Consider the following 16,115-nt stretch of genomic DNA (forward strand, 5'->3'; position numbering starts at 1 on the left):
GAAACAACAGGTTTTCTATGAATTTTAGTTATCATAGAAAACCTGTTGTTATATTGGGGACGGATTACTGTGCCAGTTCCTCCCACTTTTCATAAAGCTCCAGCAATTCCTCTTCAATTGCTGTCTTTTCATTATTTAATTCCACAAGCTTTGCCACGTTCGTGCAAATATCAGGCTGGACAATCAAGTCATCAATCACGGAATTTCGCTCCTCCAACTCATGGATTCTCTTTTCAGTTTTGGCGAGCTCATTTTCACGTTTTCGATTTCTTGCCTGTTCTTCCTTTTGCTGTTTCCAGTCCAGCTTGGAGGCATTGTCCTCAGACGAAGCAGCTTCAACAGCAACGTTCGAGCCGGCATATATCTTTGTCAACTCCTCGCGTTTTTCCATATAATAGTCGTAATTTCCAATGTAATTGACAAGCGTGTTATGTGTTAAATCTAGTATTCTTGTAGCTGTTTTATTGATAAAATAACGGTCGTGGGAGACAAATAAAACAGTGCCGGTATAGCTGTTTAAGGCAGATTCCAAAATTTCCTTTGAGGTGATGTCCAAATGGTTGGTCGGCTCATCGAGAATCAAAAAGTTTGCTTCCGAAAGCATAAGCTTTGCCAGAGACACGCGCCCGCGTTCACCACCGCTTAAATCCTTAATCCGCTTAAACACATCGTCATTCGTAAAAAGGAAAGCAGCCAGCACATTTCGAATCTGGGTGTTTGTCAAATTCGGATAGGCATCAGAGATTTCTTCAAACAGTGTCTTGTCCTTATTTAACACATTATGTTCCTGATCATAGTAGCCGATTTTCACCTTGGAGCCTAGCTTGATTTCCCCCTTATCAGCAGAGATAATGCCATTAATAATCTTAAGAATGGTCGTTTTGCCGGTTCCGTTGTTACCAATTAAGGCAATCCGCTCGCCGCGCTTGATATCAAAATTAATATTTTCAAAGAGTGAGAGAGGAGGAAACGCCTTAGAAAGTCCCTCTACATCTAGTACATCATTTCCGCTTATGACCTGCGGCTCCAGTTGAATATTCATCTTGTCATTAATCTCTGTCGGCTTGTCTAGCACGTCGATTTTGGCAAGCATTTTTTCGCGGCTTTCTGCGCGTTTGATGGACTTTTCGCGGTTGAAGGATTTCAACCTTGCAATGACCTCTTCCTGATGCTTGATTTCGCGTTGCTGGTTTATATAGGCTTTGATTTCAGCCTCACGGACAGCAGCCCTTTTTTCGGCGTAAGCCGTGTAGTTGCCGGAAAAGACTTTTCCGTTTCCAGAGTCAAGCTCGATAATTTTGGAGACAACCTTATCAAGAAAATAGCGGTCATGCGCCACAATAACAACAGCACCGCTATAGTTTAACAGGAAGGTTTCCAACCATGCAATTGACTCCATATCCAAATGGTTGGTCGGCTCATCGAGCAAAATAATGTCCGGTTTCGAAACAAGAAGCTTACCAAGAGATACACGTGTTTTTTGCCCGCCGGACAAAGAACTGACAAGCTTGTCAAAGTCCTGCTCCGAAAAGCCCAAGCCCTTTAAAATTCCGGTTACCTCACTTTTATAGGCATAACCGTTTTTTAAGTCAAATTCATGAACAGCTCTGTTGTAGGAGTTGAGCATCTCGGTAAGCTCGGCGCCTTCCTTCGAGCGCATTTCCTCCTCCAGCGTCCGGATTTTATTTTCAAGCTGAATCACATCAGCCTTTGTCTCCAAAATTTCCTCATAAATGGTACGGGAGGTTGACAAATCCTGATGCTGCGCCAAATAGCCAATCGATTTTCCTTTTGCTAAAATAACTTCCCCCGAATCAGGCGGAAGCTGGTTCATAATTATTTTAAGCAGGGTGGTTTTTCCCGCCCCGTTAATTCCAACAATAGCAGCCTTTTCCCTGTCATTGATATGAAAGGAAACTTCTTTCAGTATTTCTTCCGTTCCAAAGGCTTTTGATATATTTTGACATGCTAAAACCATAGTAAATATCCTTTCTGTCTGTATGAATAACGCAATATAACCCAGTATTATTATACAGGAAATACAATAAATTGCAATTACCTAGCTTGAAATTAAATCGTTAAGTGAGACGTTTATTGCGTTGATTTTGACAAGTTTGGAGGTGGAGCAATGCTTTACAAGTCAAAGAGAGAATTTCTAAACAAACCTAGAATTATAATTGATTGAATTTGTAAAATAGTGTAATATAATTTTATACTAATTATAATATTTATTATATTAAGGAGGAGTAAATTAAAATGAGGAATTCAAATAACTTAAAAACATTGACAAGTCTTGCACTTATAGAGACACAGTTGTTATCACAAGATTATTTATCAACATTTTTACCATTTATTGCAACTCTTGTTATTAAAAAGGAATACGAATTTATAGATTTAGGTATTATTGTGCAAGATTTTAAAGAGGAGTATGGGATTAGTGTTCCAAGAGCACCGATGCAATCCATTCTTTCAAAAGCAGTATCCACAGGTTTAATTATTCATTCACAAGATGGAAGATTTTTACCTGTTGTATCAGAAATGCAAAAAATATCTTTCTTAAGTGGGCAAAGTGAAAGCAATAATCAAATACAAATTATACTTAGTGGATTTATAGAGTTCGTCCTAAATAAACATAATATTACTATTGATCAAAGTGAGGCAGTAGATATTTTTATTAATTTTCTTGATGAATACTCACCTCAAGCAGTCTCAAGTAGAGAATATGATAGTGCTAATAATGAAAAATTTTTATCAAATAAAAATTTGTATTTGATGGGGGAGTTTATTCAATCAACGATTTCTACAAACTTTTTATTATTTGAGACTATTCGTAAATTATCTATGTCTTATCTTATAACAACAGCTCTAACTTTTGATGAACCAGTGGAAACTAGAACAAAAGAATTATCTGGATTAACAATTTATTTAGATACTCCTATTGTACTGAGATTACTTGGACTTCAAACAGAAGAATTGCAACTTGCATATAAAGAAATGTTTGATAATTTTAAATTAACTATTAATCCAACGTTAATGATTTTTCAACACACATTAGATGAAATTTCTGGGATTATTTCAGATTGTGCTAATTGGATTGATAATGCTGCTTATAATCCAATATATGCTAATCCTGCATTATTAAATTTTGTAAAGAAAAAATTTAGTAAAACTCAAGTAGAACTATATAAATCAACATTGGAAGGAAAATTACTAGACATAGGAATTGAAATAGATAATAATGAATATTATCAAATTTTAAATAAAAGTTCACAAATTGATATAATTAAACTAGAAAAAAAATTAGTTGATGCATATACTCAAAATAATCCACAATATGATGTGATTAGGAATAAAAATTCAATAGATTATGATATCCGTTCTGTTGAGAATATTATTAAGCTTTGGGGGACAAAATCATCAAAATCATATAGCCGTTTAGGATATTTATTTATAACCAATAATTCCACACTTGCTTATGTTAGTCGAAAATTTACATCAGAATATTGGTGGGATGGAAAAAATCACAAAGCACCATGTATTACAGATTATTATTTAGGGACTATGGTTTGGTTAAGTACTCCTGCTAATAAAATCGAAAGTGTTAGTAAATTAAAATTAATAGCAGACTGCAGTGTAGCCACAACTCTTTCTAGAGAGGTTATGGAAAAGTTTTCAAATGAATTGAAAAAGCTACAAAACGAAAAAGGAATTGAAAATGGGGACTATTTGCTTATACGTAAATATGCTTATGAAAAGAATTATTTACAAAATCTTACACTAAATGAAGAAATGGCTTTTAAAGATGATATTCTTGAACAATTATTAGAGGATATTAAGGCGGACATACAAAAACCATTTGTTGAAACTATTAAAGAAAAAGAATTACAAATTAATAGTTTGGTAAATGAGAAAGATGAACAATACAAGATTATAAAGTCATTAGAACACGAGAAGGAAAAAGAACTAGTAACACAAAATGCAGTGCAAAAAGAGATTGAAGAACTTGCCGATAAAGCCACAAAGCGAATGATTAATACTTTTGCTCCTATATCCTTTGCTATATTTGCATTTATTACTGTTATATTACAAGTTACCCCAACATTTTCAAATTTAACTTCTTTTATAAAAGTAATAGTGATGTTAGAATTTAAATAGTACAAGTCAAAATGAGAAATTCCAATATAAAAAATTATGGTACAATACTTGTACTGAATCATGGAGGGTCTCATTATGCCGAAGAACTATGACAAACAATTTAAATTGGATTGCATCCAGTACTATCATGACCACAAGGAGCTTGGTTTGATTGGCTGNGCTGGTTTAGTTTCTTTATGTTCGGCTGTTATATTTGGAGTTATGAAGTCTAATTTATTCAAATTATATAGTAGATTTAATATATATATGAGAAATTATTATTCGGTAAAACGATTTAAAGAAAACTTGAAGTTAACTAAAGAGGTTTAGGATATATATAAATTCGTTTTCTTTTACTATTTTATTCAAAGAAACCAAATACTGGAATAAGGCAGCGACTATTTAGCGAGCTATTGCGAAATAGTCGCTTTTCAAAAGCTGTTTCAAAGGAGAATATATAATACTCTCATATTTTTAAAATTGGAAAATCTACATTGGCACAATTCACCTTCAATTATATAATTGGTTCTTTGCTTGAAGGGAAAAACTCGCCACGCCTGTACTTGTAAATATTTCAAACAATTTTTTTTAATTTCTGCACTGGTTTCATCATTGATGTAGTAACGACCACACATTATATTTTTAACAACTATTGTACACCAATTTATATAAAATAATAAACTTCTATTGATTTATTAAATAGACAAATATAAGACAAATCGCAAGGTAAGAATAAAATGGAGGCTATCGGTATAACCAACATCCTGCTGCTTTAATTTACCCAATGAAGATAGCCTACAAAAATAATTTACTTATTATATTTCATAGAAGAAACACAAAATATTGATAGCAAGATATTGTAAATTATCGTATGTATAAACGTCGCATTCAACAATACAACTTTTGTTTTTGAGTTATTACTAAACAATATATTTTTTATAAAACTTTAGGGTTTTAAAACTTAAAATTCTCAGTGAAATCAGGCAATTAGAGGTCTTTAATAATACTGTAAAGTATGGTACAATAACAGAATGATAACTGATTATTTTGATGATACAGGTATCCGAATCCAAAATACACAGATAAAGTGAGGAATTTATATGGAACGAGAAGTAAGGCAGGGAGAATTTTATAAGCATTTTAAAAATAAATTATATCAGATTATAGCAATTGCGACGGATTCTGAGACAAGGGAAAAGATGGTTGTATATCAGGCGTTATATGATGATTTTAAGGTGTATGTGAGACCTTATCAGATGTTTGTAAGTGAAGTAGACCACATAAAGTATCCAGAGGTTAAACAAAAATACCGTTTTGAAAAATGTACAGTAGGCTCTGGCATAGCTATGACAGAAATTCTCCCGGCGTCTTCACCGGATTTGGAGGAAGGCGAAATTTCTCCGCTGTTATTGGATTTTTTGGAATGCAGCACCTATGAAGAAAAGCTGGACAAATTTATGATGATGAAAGATAAGTTGGATGACCGCCTGCTAAATGATATTGCAATGTCTTTGGATATCACAGTGGACAGTGAAAATCTGAAAGAAAAATTTGAGGAAATTAAGAACTGCCTGATGACGTTTGTCCACTTTGAAGATAATAGAATGAGGTAAATTTGTATTTCGATAAAACTTGATTATACTGTAAAAATATACTATAATTTTAGTAGTTTATTCCTATATATAATTACAGTGTCAAAAGTAACTATTAATATAATAGCAACTTAATTTTAAATCCAAAGGAGGAAGAATTATGGCATTTTTCGATTTTGATAAACTGGGTGAAACTATTTCAGCAAAAAGCAAGGATGTTGCAAAAAAAGCAAAGCAGGTAGCAGAGATAACAAGTTTAAACGGTAAAATCGGTACACAGGAAGACATTATCAGAAGAACTTATTTGGAAATTGGTCAGAAATACTATGAGCAGCACAAGCAGGACACTTCAAGTGAATTTGGGGCAGAATGCGAAGTGATTACAGAAGCGCTTGATGAAATTGCCAGAATTAAAAGTGAAATACAGTTATTAAAAAATTGCAAGGTCTGCCCAAAATGCGGAGCAGAGGTATCTTACGATGCAATATTTTGTTCCTCTTGCGGTTCTCAGTTTGAAATAGTGAATGAGGAAGATGGAACAGAGGAAGCTGCAAATGAAACAGCGGAAGAAAAACCAGAATTTGTGGAAGCAGAGGTTGTAGAAGAAGAGAATTTAGAAAAGCCTTCTTCTGAAACACAAGAATAGATATGAAAAAAATATAAAAGTCAAGACCACCGGCTTAGCCGGTGGCTTGCTCTGACCCTGTAAGGGTCTATTCCCTGCTTGCGCCCGGAGGCGCCTGATGGTTTTGCCAACCGCACTTCCTTCTCAGGCAGCCCTAAAGGGCCTTTTTTATTGCCTCCTTACTCCTGCAAGCTCCTTGAGCCTTTCATTATAGCTTTATTCCCTAGCTTCCCTTTCAGGGACTACTTCTTGCTTTTTTGTACTGGCTCACCCGTGAACGGGTCTATATATTCATTCAATGTCATTTGATCCGATTCATGATCTTCTTTCAATTGATTTGCAATATATTCTTGTATCTTCTTTGTATTTTTTCCTACCGTATCTACATAATATCCTCTACACCAAAAATGGCGATTTCCATACTTATATTTTAGATTAGCATGTCTTTCAAATATCATCAGTGAACTTTTTCCTTTTAGATATCCCATTATTTCAGACACACTATATTTGGGTGGTATTCTAACTAACATGTGAATATGATCCACACAACATTCTGCTTCCATTATCTCTATTCCTTTACGCTTACATAATGTACTTAATATTTGAGCAATATCTGCTTTAATTTTTCCATATACTATCTGTCTTCTGTATTTTGGTGCAAATACCAAATGATACTTGCATTCCCATTTAGTATGGGCTAAACTATTCATATCCATTTTGGATACCTCCTATGTCTTTTTTGTGGTTGGCTAAACCCGCAATTATTATAACATAGGAGGTTTTTTGCTTGAAGCTAAAGCAAAACCGTGGGACCACCGGCATAGCCGGAGGTTTATTTTTTCTGTTTATACAAAAAAGTAAAACAGGCACTTTAAGTGCCTGTTTTATTATTCTCCCTTAAACTGCTCCTGATAAATATCCTCAGAAATTTTATCCAGATAATCCTCATCAAGCTCCCCGTAAGCTTTTTTCACAATCGCTTTGATATTATCTATACGTTTAAAATACTTTTCCTCTTCCTGCATATCGTCTGTGATTTCATTGTCGGTCAGTTCAGAAGTAATGTTTTTCCCAAACCACACCAGAATATCATCGGTCAATTGATTTTCGCTTTCTGCCTCTTTTGCAAGCCGTTTAGAAGATTTTAACGAAGCGAAGCCGATTATGATGAAAGCAATCAGCATAATTCCAATGCCGCTGTAAGTAATATATTTGCCCGGAGAAGCAAGGTGCAGGTTAATAATATCTGTAATCACCAGAAGGAGCACTGCCAGTCCGCCAAAGCCGACAAGTAAAAGTGTATAAGCGGAAGAGAGGGTATCTTTGTATTTGTCCTCCTTCTTCATATAGACAGGAGTGCTCTTGGTAAGACTGTTTCCTTCTTCCCCATAATGCTCCTCTGTTTCCTCATAATCAGGAATTTCCCCTGCGATTATCTCAGAATGATAGAGGGATTTTTCCTCCATAATTGCTTTGTCATATTCTTCCAAGGATTCCACAAGCTCTTCCTTGCAATCCTCACAAATCGTAACACCATCTACATATTCATTTCTGCATTTGGGACACCAAGCCATAATTATTCTCCTTTTATTTTCATGCTAATATATGAATAGTAGCATAATTTGGTTCTGCATTTCAACATTTTCCACTAAATTGTAAAAAATAATTAAATTTTTTCGAATAGTATAGTATACTAAAGGCTAGGAAATATACAAGAATAAAGAAACAAAAGCAAAGGTTTACATAAATATATTATGTTAAACCAAAAAAGAAAGGCTGATATGAAAGGCAAAATTTTAAACAAGACAATATTAAATCGTGAGCTTGCCGTCTACCTGCCGGACCACTACGATACATCTGATAAAATATATCCTGTCATTTATGTGCAAGACGGCGATACCTTCCAAAAGCTGTTTTCCAAAATAATGGTTGACATAGAAGCGAATACCATATTAAAGGAGCATGTTATCGTGGCAATCACGCCTGAAAACAGGCTGGATGAATATACACCTTGGTCTGCAAGGGCAAACAGTGACCGTTTCCCGGACTTTGGCGGAAAAGGGGATAACTACTTGGAATTTTTAGGCATGATTTTTCACGTTTTATAGCAGAGGAATTCCGGGTAAGCAATGCAAAGGAAGATAAAAAAATCATGGGACATTCCCTTGGCGCACTGATTTGTCTGTACTCCATCTTCAGAAACGACGATTACGGAAAAATAGCAAGCCTATGTGCCTCCCAGTGGTATGATAAATGGCTTTCGTTTATTGAAACGGAGCATATAATAAATAAGGATATAAACCTTCTTCTCCTTGCAGGCAGAAGAGAGGGCGAAGGAAAGAGTACCATCCAAAAGGATACGACAAAGTGCACACAATTATCCTGTGAAATTTTTCAAAAAAGACTTGGAAACGACAGGGTGGAAATGCTGTGGGATGATTACGGCCATCATGATAACATGATTTCCAGATACACGACGGCACTGGAATTTTTGATGAAGGATTGAAGCAAATGAAAATAACATTATTGACAGTAGGAAAAATAAAAGAAAAATATTTTACAGGGGCAATTGAAGAATATACAAAACGTTTAAGCCGATATTGTAAGCTTGAGATTATTGAAGTGGCGGATGAAAAAACTCCCGACAATGCAAGTGCGGCGATGGAGGACATCATCAGGGCAAAAGAAGCGGAGCGGCTTCTCAAATATATTCCCGAGCAGGCATATGTGATCGCACTTGCAATTGAAGGAAACATGTTAGATTCGGTTGAACTTTCTCAAAGGATAGAGCAGCTCGGTGTTAGCGGACAAAGCCATATCATCTTCCTTATTGGAGGTTCTCTCGGACTAGACAAAATAGTTTTAGCGAGGGCAGACTACAAACTGAGTTTTTCCAAGATGACCTTTCCGCATCAGCTTATGAGAGTAATTCTTCTGGAACAAATCTATCGCGCCTATCGGATTAGTCACAATGAGCCTTATCATAAATAAAGTATAAAACTTGTAACAATATTTGAAATCATGGTATAATAATCGCGCTTGGCGAGGTATTTTCGAGCTTAGAAAGATATAATACCTAAATCCTTAGCGAGGTATTTCACGAGCTTAGTATTTATGGTATAATAGTAGCGTTAGTGCAAAAAAACAAATCAGTTCTTACTATACAACGGAGGAAATTATGGCATACGAAATGCTTGTTCTGGACATCGATGGAACTTTGACAAACTCAAAAAAAGAAATATCACAGACAACCAAGGAGGCAATCAAGGCAATTCAGGCGAGAGGACATCACGTCGTGCTTGCATCAGGAAGACCGACTCCAGGAATACTGCCGATTGCAAAAGAATTAAAGCTAGAAGAATTCGGCGGATATATCCTGTCCTTTAACGGAGCAAAAGTAATCAACTGCCAAACAGGAGATGTTATTTTCCAGAATACCCTTCCGCCCGAAATGCTTTCACAGGTATACGAGGCCGCAGTGGAGGAGAAGGTTGGAATTGTTACCTATGATGATACCTCCATTATAACGGCAAGCGAGATAGATGAATATATGGAAAAGGAAAGTAAAATAAACCATATGCCGATAAAGAAGGTAGAGGATTTTATTTCCTATGTCGACTATCCAATCAATAAATGCCTTATAACAGGCGAGCCTGTTTATCTGGCGGAAGTAGAAAAGAGAATGAAGGCGCGTTTTGGAGATAAGCTGAGCATTTATCGCTCTGAGCCGTTTTTCTTGGAGATTATGCCTCTGCATATCGATAAAGCACATTCCCTTGAAAAGCTTTTGGATACCCTTCATATGTCAAGAGAGCAGATGATTAGCTGCGGCGATGGATATAATGACCTGACTATGATACAATATGCAGGGAAGGGTGTTGCGATGGCAAATGCTCAAAAAGAAATAAGAGAAGCGGCAGACTATATTACCTTGTCAAACGACGAAGACGGCGTAGCGCATGTAATTGATAAGTTTATGCTGCCTTAATTCATAAAAAGGAGAAACAAATGAGTCAAATCGTACTCGCGTCATCTTCACCAAGACGCAAAGAATTACTGGAAAAAATCGGAGTTACATTCATTATTGATCCAAGCACCTGCGAGGAAGTGATAGAGGATACAGACCCTGCAAAGGTTGTATTGTCACTTTCCAATCAAAAAGCAGTTGATGTGGCTGCACGGCATGAGAACGCTCTTATTATTGGAGCAGATACCATTGTGGCAAAGGATAATCAGATTCTTGGAAAACCAAAGAACAGGGAAGATGCTTACCGCATGCTGAAACTGTTGGAGGGAACAGCACATCAGGCTTACACAGGAGTAACGGTAATTGAGAAAAAGGCAGGGACAGAAAGAATATATTCCTTTTATTCTGCTACCGATGTAACCTTTTATTCCATGACAGATGAAGAAATTTATAACTATATTGACAGCAAGGAGCCTATGGACAAAGCAGGTGCCTACGGAATACAAGGAAAATCAGCAATTTTTATCAAGGAAATAAAAGGGGATTATAACACAATAGTGGGGCTTCCAACGGCTCTGCTGTATCAGACATTAGCTTCAGAAGGTATAAACCTTCTGACATATTAGGAGGTTTTGTAAATGTATAAAGGGTGTATTTTTGACTTGGACGGAACGCTTGCCGATACCGTCGAATCGATAGCGTATAGTGCCAACCGTGCAATACAGGAATGTGGTTTTGAGCCAAATCCTGTGGAGGCTTATAAGCTTTTTGCAGGAGATGGCGCAGATAAAATGCTTGAGAGAGGTCTGATTGCTGCCGGTGATGAAAACTTAAGATGTTTTGAGCAGGTAAAGCAGCGCTATAAAGAGATTTTTGAGAAGGACTGCATGTATAAGGTAAAACCTTATGAGGGAATACCAGAGCTTTTGAAGGAGCTGAAGGATAAAAATATAAAAATTGCAGTGCTTTCTAACAAGCCGCATAAGCGCACGGTAGATGTAATTGAGTCGTTGTTCGGCAAGGATTACTTTGATATCATTATGGGACAATCCAAGCATATCAAGCGAAAGCCAAGCCCCGATGGTGCATTGATTATTGCCGATGAATTTGGCTTACTGACGAACGAATGCATTTATATCGGGGATACCAATACAGATATGATTACAGGCAAATCGGCAAATATGTTTACGGTAGGTGTTACATGGGGCTTTCGGGACCGTCAGGAATTAGAGGAGAATTATGCGGACCTGATTATCGATTCCCCGTTGGAATTATTAGAGATAGAGGATATACAATGATTAAGCTGATAGCAAGTGATTTAGACGGCACTCTGTTGCAAAACGAAGCACAAAGTCTGAGTGAGCAGGTCGTACCGTACATAAAAAAGTTAAAGGAAATGGGCATCATCTTCGTGGCAGCAAGCGGCAGGCAGTACGCCAATCTGCAGCGATTGTTTGAGCCGGTTAAGGATGAAATAGCATATATTTGTGAGAACGGAGCACTTGTTGTTTATAAAGGGCAGATTCTATACAAATCTATTATCGATAAAGAGCTGGGAGAGGAAATTCTTGTTGATATCCGCGATCGTGATGGTTGTGAAATACTTCTGTCCGGCATGAATACGTCCTACCTTGAGCCAAAGACAAACGAGTATGCGCATAGGATGCAGTATATTGTAAAAAATAATGTGACAATCATAAAAGACATTTTAAATGTGACGGAGGATTACTTAAAAATATCCGTCTACGAGAGAGAAGGAATTGATAATTCTGAGGAGTATTTCAGGGAAAAATGGGGCGATAAGGTTACGGTAGTGACATCAGGAACGGCATGGCTTGACATGATTTCCCTTGACACAAATAAAGGAAACGCGATGAAGGTGCTGCAAAAGCACTTTGGTATTTTGCCGGAGGAGACAATGGCATTCGGTGACAACTACAACGATGTGGAAATGCTTTCCAATGCAGGCTACAGCTATGCCATGAAGGGCGGCAAAAAAGATATCATAGACCTATGCAAGTTTTCTTCTGACAGGGTGGAGCCGGTTTTGGCGGATATCATAAGCGGTAAAATTCGGTAACAAAAGCAAAAGGGGGAGGAAACGCAGAAAGGATAATACAAGATATGATAAAATTGATTGCAACTGATATTGACGGAACACTTGTAAAAGACGGCTCTGCCGATATCAATCCTGAAATTTTTGATGTGATAATGGAGCTGAAGGAAAAAGGCGCTGTGTTTGCAGCGGCAAGCGGCAGACAGTATCCAAGTATTAGAAGACTGTTTGATCCCATTCATGAGAATATGATATTTATCGCTGAAAACGGTGCTTATATCAAATGCCGCGGTGTTGAAATGTTTAAATCCAATATGGACAAGGAGATTGTGAAGGAACTTGTGATAGAAGCAAGGGGATTTGAGTCCGAAAAGCTCTATCTCACTGTATCCACTCCAGAATGTCTTTATATCGAGACGAAGGACGAGGAATTTTATGATGTGCTTGTCAACGGCTACCGCAACAATGTCAAGCAGGTTGATGATGTTTTAAAGGAAGATTTGGATGTTATTAAAATTGCACTTTACAAAGCAGACGGTATCCGAGATATAGCTGACAACAAGCTGATTCCTAAGTGGAGGAATAGGTTAAAGGTTGTGATGGCAGGAGCTGAGTGGCTAGACTTTATGGACAGCAGTGTTGATAAGGGAGAGGCATTGTCTACAATACAAAAAGCACTTTCCATCAGCCGGGAAGAGACAATGGCGTTTGGTGATAATATCAATGATATCGGAATGTTGAGCAATGCAGGAGAAAGCTACGCAGTAGCGACGGCAAGAGAAGAATTAAAGGCGATTGCAAAGCACATTGCAGGCTCTTACTTAGAGGACGGTGTTTTGACAGAGCTGAAAAAATTATTATAAAGGATAAGGAGTACACCTATGTATCAGTTTGATGAAGAATGTCTTACCACATTTTTAAAGGTGCAGGATAAGATATATAAAGAAAAAGTCGCAGAGACATTAGAGGAAGCAGATGAATTTTTGGAGGAGTGCATGGCAGTTGTGCTGGGTTCCCCGAAAGAAATTATGGAATACTGGGACGAGCTGGGCCTTGATATACAGGGTATGTCTTTGCAGGATATAGAGGATTCCATTGAGGTAATTAAATTGCCAAGTGGAAGATATTTGGTAGTGGAGAGCTAATGAAGAAAAATGATATCATATTAATTGGGATTGTAGTCGTACTCGCCATAATCGGCTTTGCTTTTTTTCAGCTTACGGCAAAGGAAGGGGCAGAGGTTGTGGTGACCGTGGAAGGACAAGAGTATGGCGTGTATCCACTTAATAAAGAGGCGGAAATTGAAATTAAGAGTAATGGCGGCATAAACGTGCTTGTCATCAAAGATAACAAGGCGAAGATGATGGAGGCAGATTGCCCGGATGAATTATGCGTAAACCAGCAGCCAGCCATAAGCAAAACAGGTGAGACAATCACCTGCCTGCCGCATAAGGTGGTCGTTACCGTGAAAAACGGGGAAGAAAGTGAAGTGGACGCAATAGCAAAATAAAAGCGACGGAGGAATGGGACATGCTGTCATATATAAAGGGCGAAGTAGTGGAAGTAGAAGAGGATTTATTAATACTTGAGTCCAATGAAATTGGGTACAATATAAGAATTTCGGGTCAGACTGCTGCAAACCTTCCAAGAGCAGGCGAGCGGATTAAGATATATACTTACATGCATGTGCGTGAGGATGCCATCAATTTATTTGGCTTTATGACAAAGGATGACTTGAATGTATTTAAGCTGCTAATCGGCGTGTCTGGTATTGGACCGAAGGGCGCTCTTGGAATTTTGTCAGTATTATCGGCAGATGATATACGTTTTGCTGTTTTATCCGACGATGTCAAGACTATATCGAAGGCACCTGGCGTCGGCTCCAAGACCGCACAGAGGCTTATTATTGAGTTGAAGGATAAATTAAAGCTTGAGGATGCTTTTGAGCAAAGACTTGAGAACAATCAGGCTGTCGCACAAGGTATTGACGGCAGGGGTGATGCAAAGGGAGAAGCTGTGCTTGCCCTCACCGCTCTTGGATATTCCAATTCCGAGGCACTTCGTGCCGTGAAGGAAGCGGATATTACAGAGGATATGGATTCGGAGACAATTTTAAAGGCAGCGTTGAAAAAGCTGACATTTTTATAAAGATAAAGGATTGAGTTAGCGATGGGAAAACGAATTATTACAACTGAATTAACCGAAGAAGATAGTAAGATTGAAAGTAATTTGCGTCCCATGACGCTAAACGAGTATATCGGACAGCAAAAGGCGAAAGACAATTTAAAGATATATATCGAGGCGGCAAAGCAGCGTCAGGAAGCGCTTGATCATGTATTATTTTACGGACCTCCGGGACTTGGAAAGACAACACTTGCAGGAATCATTGCAAACGAGATGCAGGTAAACCTAAAGGTGACCTCGGGACCGGCGATTGAAAAGCCCGGTGAGATGGCAGCAATTTTAAACAATCTGCAAGAGGGTGATTTGCTTTTCGTGGATGAGATACACCGCTTAAACAGACAGGTGGAGGAAGTTTTGTATCCTGCGATGGAAGACTACGCCATCGATATTATCATCGGAAAAGGTCCGACGGCACGCTCGATTCGCCTTGATTTGCCGAAATTTACTTTGGTTGGTGCAACAACAAGGGCAGGGCTTTTGACAGCACCGCTGAGGGACCGTTTTGGAGTCGTTCACCGTCTGGAATTTTATACGACGGAGGAGCTGACAGAAATTATTACGCGTTCCGCAAAAGTACTGGAAGTCGAGATTGATGAAAAGGGTGCAAAGGAACTTGCCAGAAGGTCAAGAGGAACGCCAAGACTTGCAAACCGCCTGTTAAAGCGCGTCAGAGATTTTGCTCAGGTAAAATATGACGGCGTGATTACCGAAGAAGTTGCAAAATTTGCATTGGATTTACTGGACGTGGATAAATATGGACTGGACCATATTGACCGCACTATATTAGTGACGATGATAGAAAAGTTTCAGGGCGGCCCCGTCGGGCTTGATACACTTGCAGCCGCCATCGGGGAAGACTCCGGCACAATCGAGGAGGTATACGAACCATACCTGATTAAAAACGGATTTATCAACCGCACACCAAGAGGCCGAACCGTTACAGACCTTGCCTATCATCATTTAGGTCTTTCTGGAAATGAATAACGTTGATTATTCTATTTTTATCGTTTATAATGTAACTTATTAAGCCAAGCATTGTAAATCACATAAATGGAAATGGGGTTAATTTAGTATGGCAATGAAAAATAGCATAGACGTAATCATTGGCGGGAAGGTACTGACACTGAGCGGGTATGAAAGCGAAGCCTACTTACAGCAGATAGGCTCCTATATCAACCATAAAATATCGGAAGTTACGCAGACTCCCGGTTTTAATCACCTGAATTATGATACGCAGAATATGTATATCCAGCTGAATATCGCAGACGATTATTTCAAGGCGAAAACGCAGGCAGATTCGCTTGCTCAGGAGTTGGAATTAAGAGAAAAAGAAATCTATGACTTTAAGCATGATTTGATAAATGAAAAATTAAAATCAGAGGAAGCCGAAAAGAAAAAAGAGGCACTGCAAAAAGAGATAAATGAATTGCAGAAAAAGCTGGTAAAGCTTCAGACAAAACTGAGAGAAGAACCAGATGAGACAGAAAATGAATCAGAATAATATGTAATTGGCTGTTGCAAATACTGTAACAGCCAATTACATATGAGGTTAAAGAA

Annotated in this window: 19 protein-coding genes; 16 read left to right on the forward strand and 3 right to left on the reverse strand. The window is 37.8% G+C overall.

The genetic code is table 11. The annotated features are described in order from the left end of the window. Positions 1 to 64 precede the first annotated feature (64 nt). Positions 65 to 1,978: an ABC-F family ATP-binding cassette domain-containing protein gene (locus tag CTY48_RS08165; protein WP_099468015.1), complete on the reverse strand. Its 1,914-nt coding sequence runs from the start codon at positions 1,976 to 1,978 to the stop codon at positions 65 to 67. Between the two features lie 278 nt (positions 1,979 to 2,256). Between CTY48_RS08165 and CTY48_RS08170 the strand changes: the two genes are divergently transcribed. The 3 genes from CTY48_RS08170 to CTY48_RS08185 all read left to right on the forward strand — a co-directional run bounded on the left by CTY48_RS08170 (position 2,257) and on the right by CTY48_RS08185 (position 6,372). Beyond that, positions 2,257 to 4,155: a hypothetical protein gene (locus tag CTY48_RS08170; RefSeq protein WP_099468016.1), complete on the forward strand. Its 1,899-nt coding sequence runs from the start codon at positions 2,257 to 2,259 to the stop codon at positions 4,153 to 4,155. A 1,079-nt stretch (positions 4,156 to 5,234) separates the two neighbouring features. Beyond that, the gene (locus tag CTY48_RS08180) at positions 5,235 to 5,747 is read left to right on the forward strand and encodes a DUF1653 domain-containing protein (protein ID WP_099468017.1); all 513 of its coding nucleotides are present in this window, start codon (positions 5,235 to 5,237) and stop codon (positions 5,745 to 5,747) included. Positions 5,748 to 5,886: 139 nt separating this feature from the next. Further along, positions 5,887 to 6,372: a zinc ribbon domain-containing protein gene (locus CTY48_RS08185; RefSeq protein WP_099468018.1), complete on the forward strand. Its 486-nt coding sequence runs from the start codon at positions 5,887 to 5,889 to the stop codon at positions 6,370 to 6,372. Positions 6,373 to 6,593: 221 nt separating this feature from the next. Here the strand turns inward: CTY48_RS08185 and tnpA are convergent, their stop codons facing one another. Further along, positions 6,594 to 7,067: an IS200/IS605 family transposase gene (gene tnpA, locus CTY48_RS08190; protein WP_099466475.1), complete on the reverse strand. Its 474-nt coding sequence runs from the start codon at positions 7,065 to 7,067 to the stop codon at positions 6,594 to 6,596. Positions 7,068 to 7,238: 171 nt separating this feature from the next. Further along, the gene (locus CTY48_RS08195) at positions 7,239 to 7,925 is read right to left on the reverse strand and encodes a hypothetical protein (RefSeq protein WP_099468019.1); all 687 of its coding nucleotides are present in this window, start codon (positions 7,923 to 7,925) and stop codon (positions 7,239 to 7,241) included. Positions 7,926 to 8,132: 207 nt separating this feature from the next. Between CTY48_RS08195 and CTY48_RS19855 the strand changes: the two genes are divergently transcribed. The 13 genes from CTY48_RS19855 to CTY48_RS08255 all read left to right on the forward strand — a co-directional run bounded on the left by CTY48_RS19855 (position 8,133) and on the right by CTY48_RS08255 (position 16,059). Continuing rightward, positions 8,133 to 8,459: an alpha/beta hydrolase-fold protein gene (locus CTY48_RS19855; RefSeq protein ID WP_236354828.1), complete on the forward strand. Its 327-nt coding sequence runs from the start codon at positions 8,133 to 8,135 to the stop codon at positions 8,457 to 8,459. A 44-nt stretch (positions 8,460 to 8,503) separates the two neighbouring features. Next, positions 8,504 to 8,857, forward strand: coding sequence for a hypothetical protein (locus tag CTY48_RS19860; RefSeq protein WP_236354831.1), 354 nt, complete (start codon positions 8,504 to 8,506; stop codon positions 8,855 to 8,857). A gap of 5 nt (positions 8,858 to 8,862) precedes the next feature. Next, positions 8,863 to 9,342 (forward strand): 23S rRNA (pseudouridine(1915)-N(3))-methyltransferase RlmH, encoded by a 480-nt coding sequence (rlmH, locus tag CTY48_RS08205; protein ID WP_099468020.1) that lies wholly within the window; start codon positions 8,863 to 8,865, stop codon positions 9,340 to 9,342. Positions 9,343 to 9,529: 187 nt separating this feature from the next. Next, positions 9,530 to 10,339: a Cof-type HAD-IIB family hydrolase gene (locus CTY48_RS08210; RefSeq protein ID WP_099468021.1), complete on the forward strand. Its 810-nt coding sequence runs from the start codon at positions 9,530 to 9,532 to the stop codon at positions 10,337 to 10,339. A gap of 20 nt (positions 10,340 to 10,359) precedes the next feature. Continuing rightward, a complete protein-coding gene (locus CTY48_RS08215) occupies positions 10,360 to 10,944 on the forward strand; it encodes a Maf family protein (RefSeq protein WP_099468022.1) in 585 nt (194 codons plus the stop codon). Between the two features lie 12 nt (positions 10,945 to 10,956). Continuing rightward, positions 10,957 to 11,616, forward strand: a complete 660-nt coding sequence (locus tag CTY48_RS08220) for an HAD family hydrolase (protein ID WP_099468023.1) — start codon at positions 10,957 to 10,959, stop codon at positions 11,614 to 11,616. Next, positions 11,613 to 12,398 (forward strand): HAD family hydrolase, encoded by a 786-nt coding sequence (locus tag CTY48_RS08225; RefSeq protein ID WP_099468024.1) that lies wholly within the window; start codon positions 11,613 to 11,615, stop codon positions 12,396 to 12,398. Before CTY48_RS08220 ends, CTY48_RS08225 begins: the two co-directional genes overlap by 4 nt. A gap of 44 nt (positions 12,399 to 12,442) precedes the next feature. Then, complete coding sequence (locus CTY48_RS08230; RefSeq protein WP_099468025.1) at positions 12,443 to 13,237, forward strand: Cof-type HAD-IIB family hydrolase; 795 nt, start codon at positions 12,443 to 12,445, stop codon at positions 13,235 to 13,237. A gap of 18 nt (positions 13,238 to 13,255) precedes the next feature. After that, positions 13,256 to 13,519, forward strand: coding sequence for a glyoxalase (locus CTY48_RS08235; protein WP_099468026.1), 264 nt, complete (start codon positions 13,256 to 13,258; stop codon positions 13,517 to 13,519). Beyond that, positions 13,519 to 13,884: a NusG domain II-containing protein gene (locus tag CTY48_RS08240; RefSeq protein ID WP_099468027.1), complete on the forward strand. Its 366-nt coding sequence runs from the start codon at positions 13,519 to 13,521 to the stop codon at positions 13,882 to 13,884. Before CTY48_RS08235 ends, CTY48_RS08240 begins: the two co-directional genes overlap by 1 nt. Positions 13,885 to 13,904: 20 nt before the next feature. Then, on the forward strand, positions 13,905 to 14,522 hold the full coding sequence (gene ruvA / locus CTY48_RS08245; RefSeq protein WP_099468028.1) for a Holliday junction branch migration protein RuvA: 618 nt from the start codon (positions 13,905 to 13,907) through the stop codon (positions 14,520 to 14,522). Positions 14,523 to 14,543: 21 nt separating this feature from the next. Further along, the gene (gene ruvB, locus CTY48_RS08250; RefSeq protein ID WP_099468029.1) at positions 14,544 to 15,542 is read left to right on the forward strand and encodes a Holliday junction branch migration DNA helicase RuvB; all 999 of its coding nucleotides are present in this window, start codon (positions 14,544 to 14,546) and stop codon (positions 15,540 to 15,542) included. Between the two features lie 88 nt (positions 15,543 to 15,630). Further along, positions 15,631 to 16,059 carry a cell division protein ZapA gene (locus CTY48_RS08255; RefSeq protein ID WP_099468030.1) on the forward strand — a complete coding sequence of 143 codons (429 nt, stop codon included), beginning with the start codon at positions 15,631 to 15,633 and terminating at the stop codon, positions 16,057 to 16,059. Positions 16,060 to 16,115: the final 56 nt, after the last annotated feature.

This window comes from Konateibacter massiliensis (assembly GCF_900184995.1).
In the GTDB taxonomy this organism is placed as follows: Bacteria; Bacillota; Clostridia; order Lachnospirales; family Lachnospiraceae; genus Lachnotalea; species Lachnotalea massiliensis.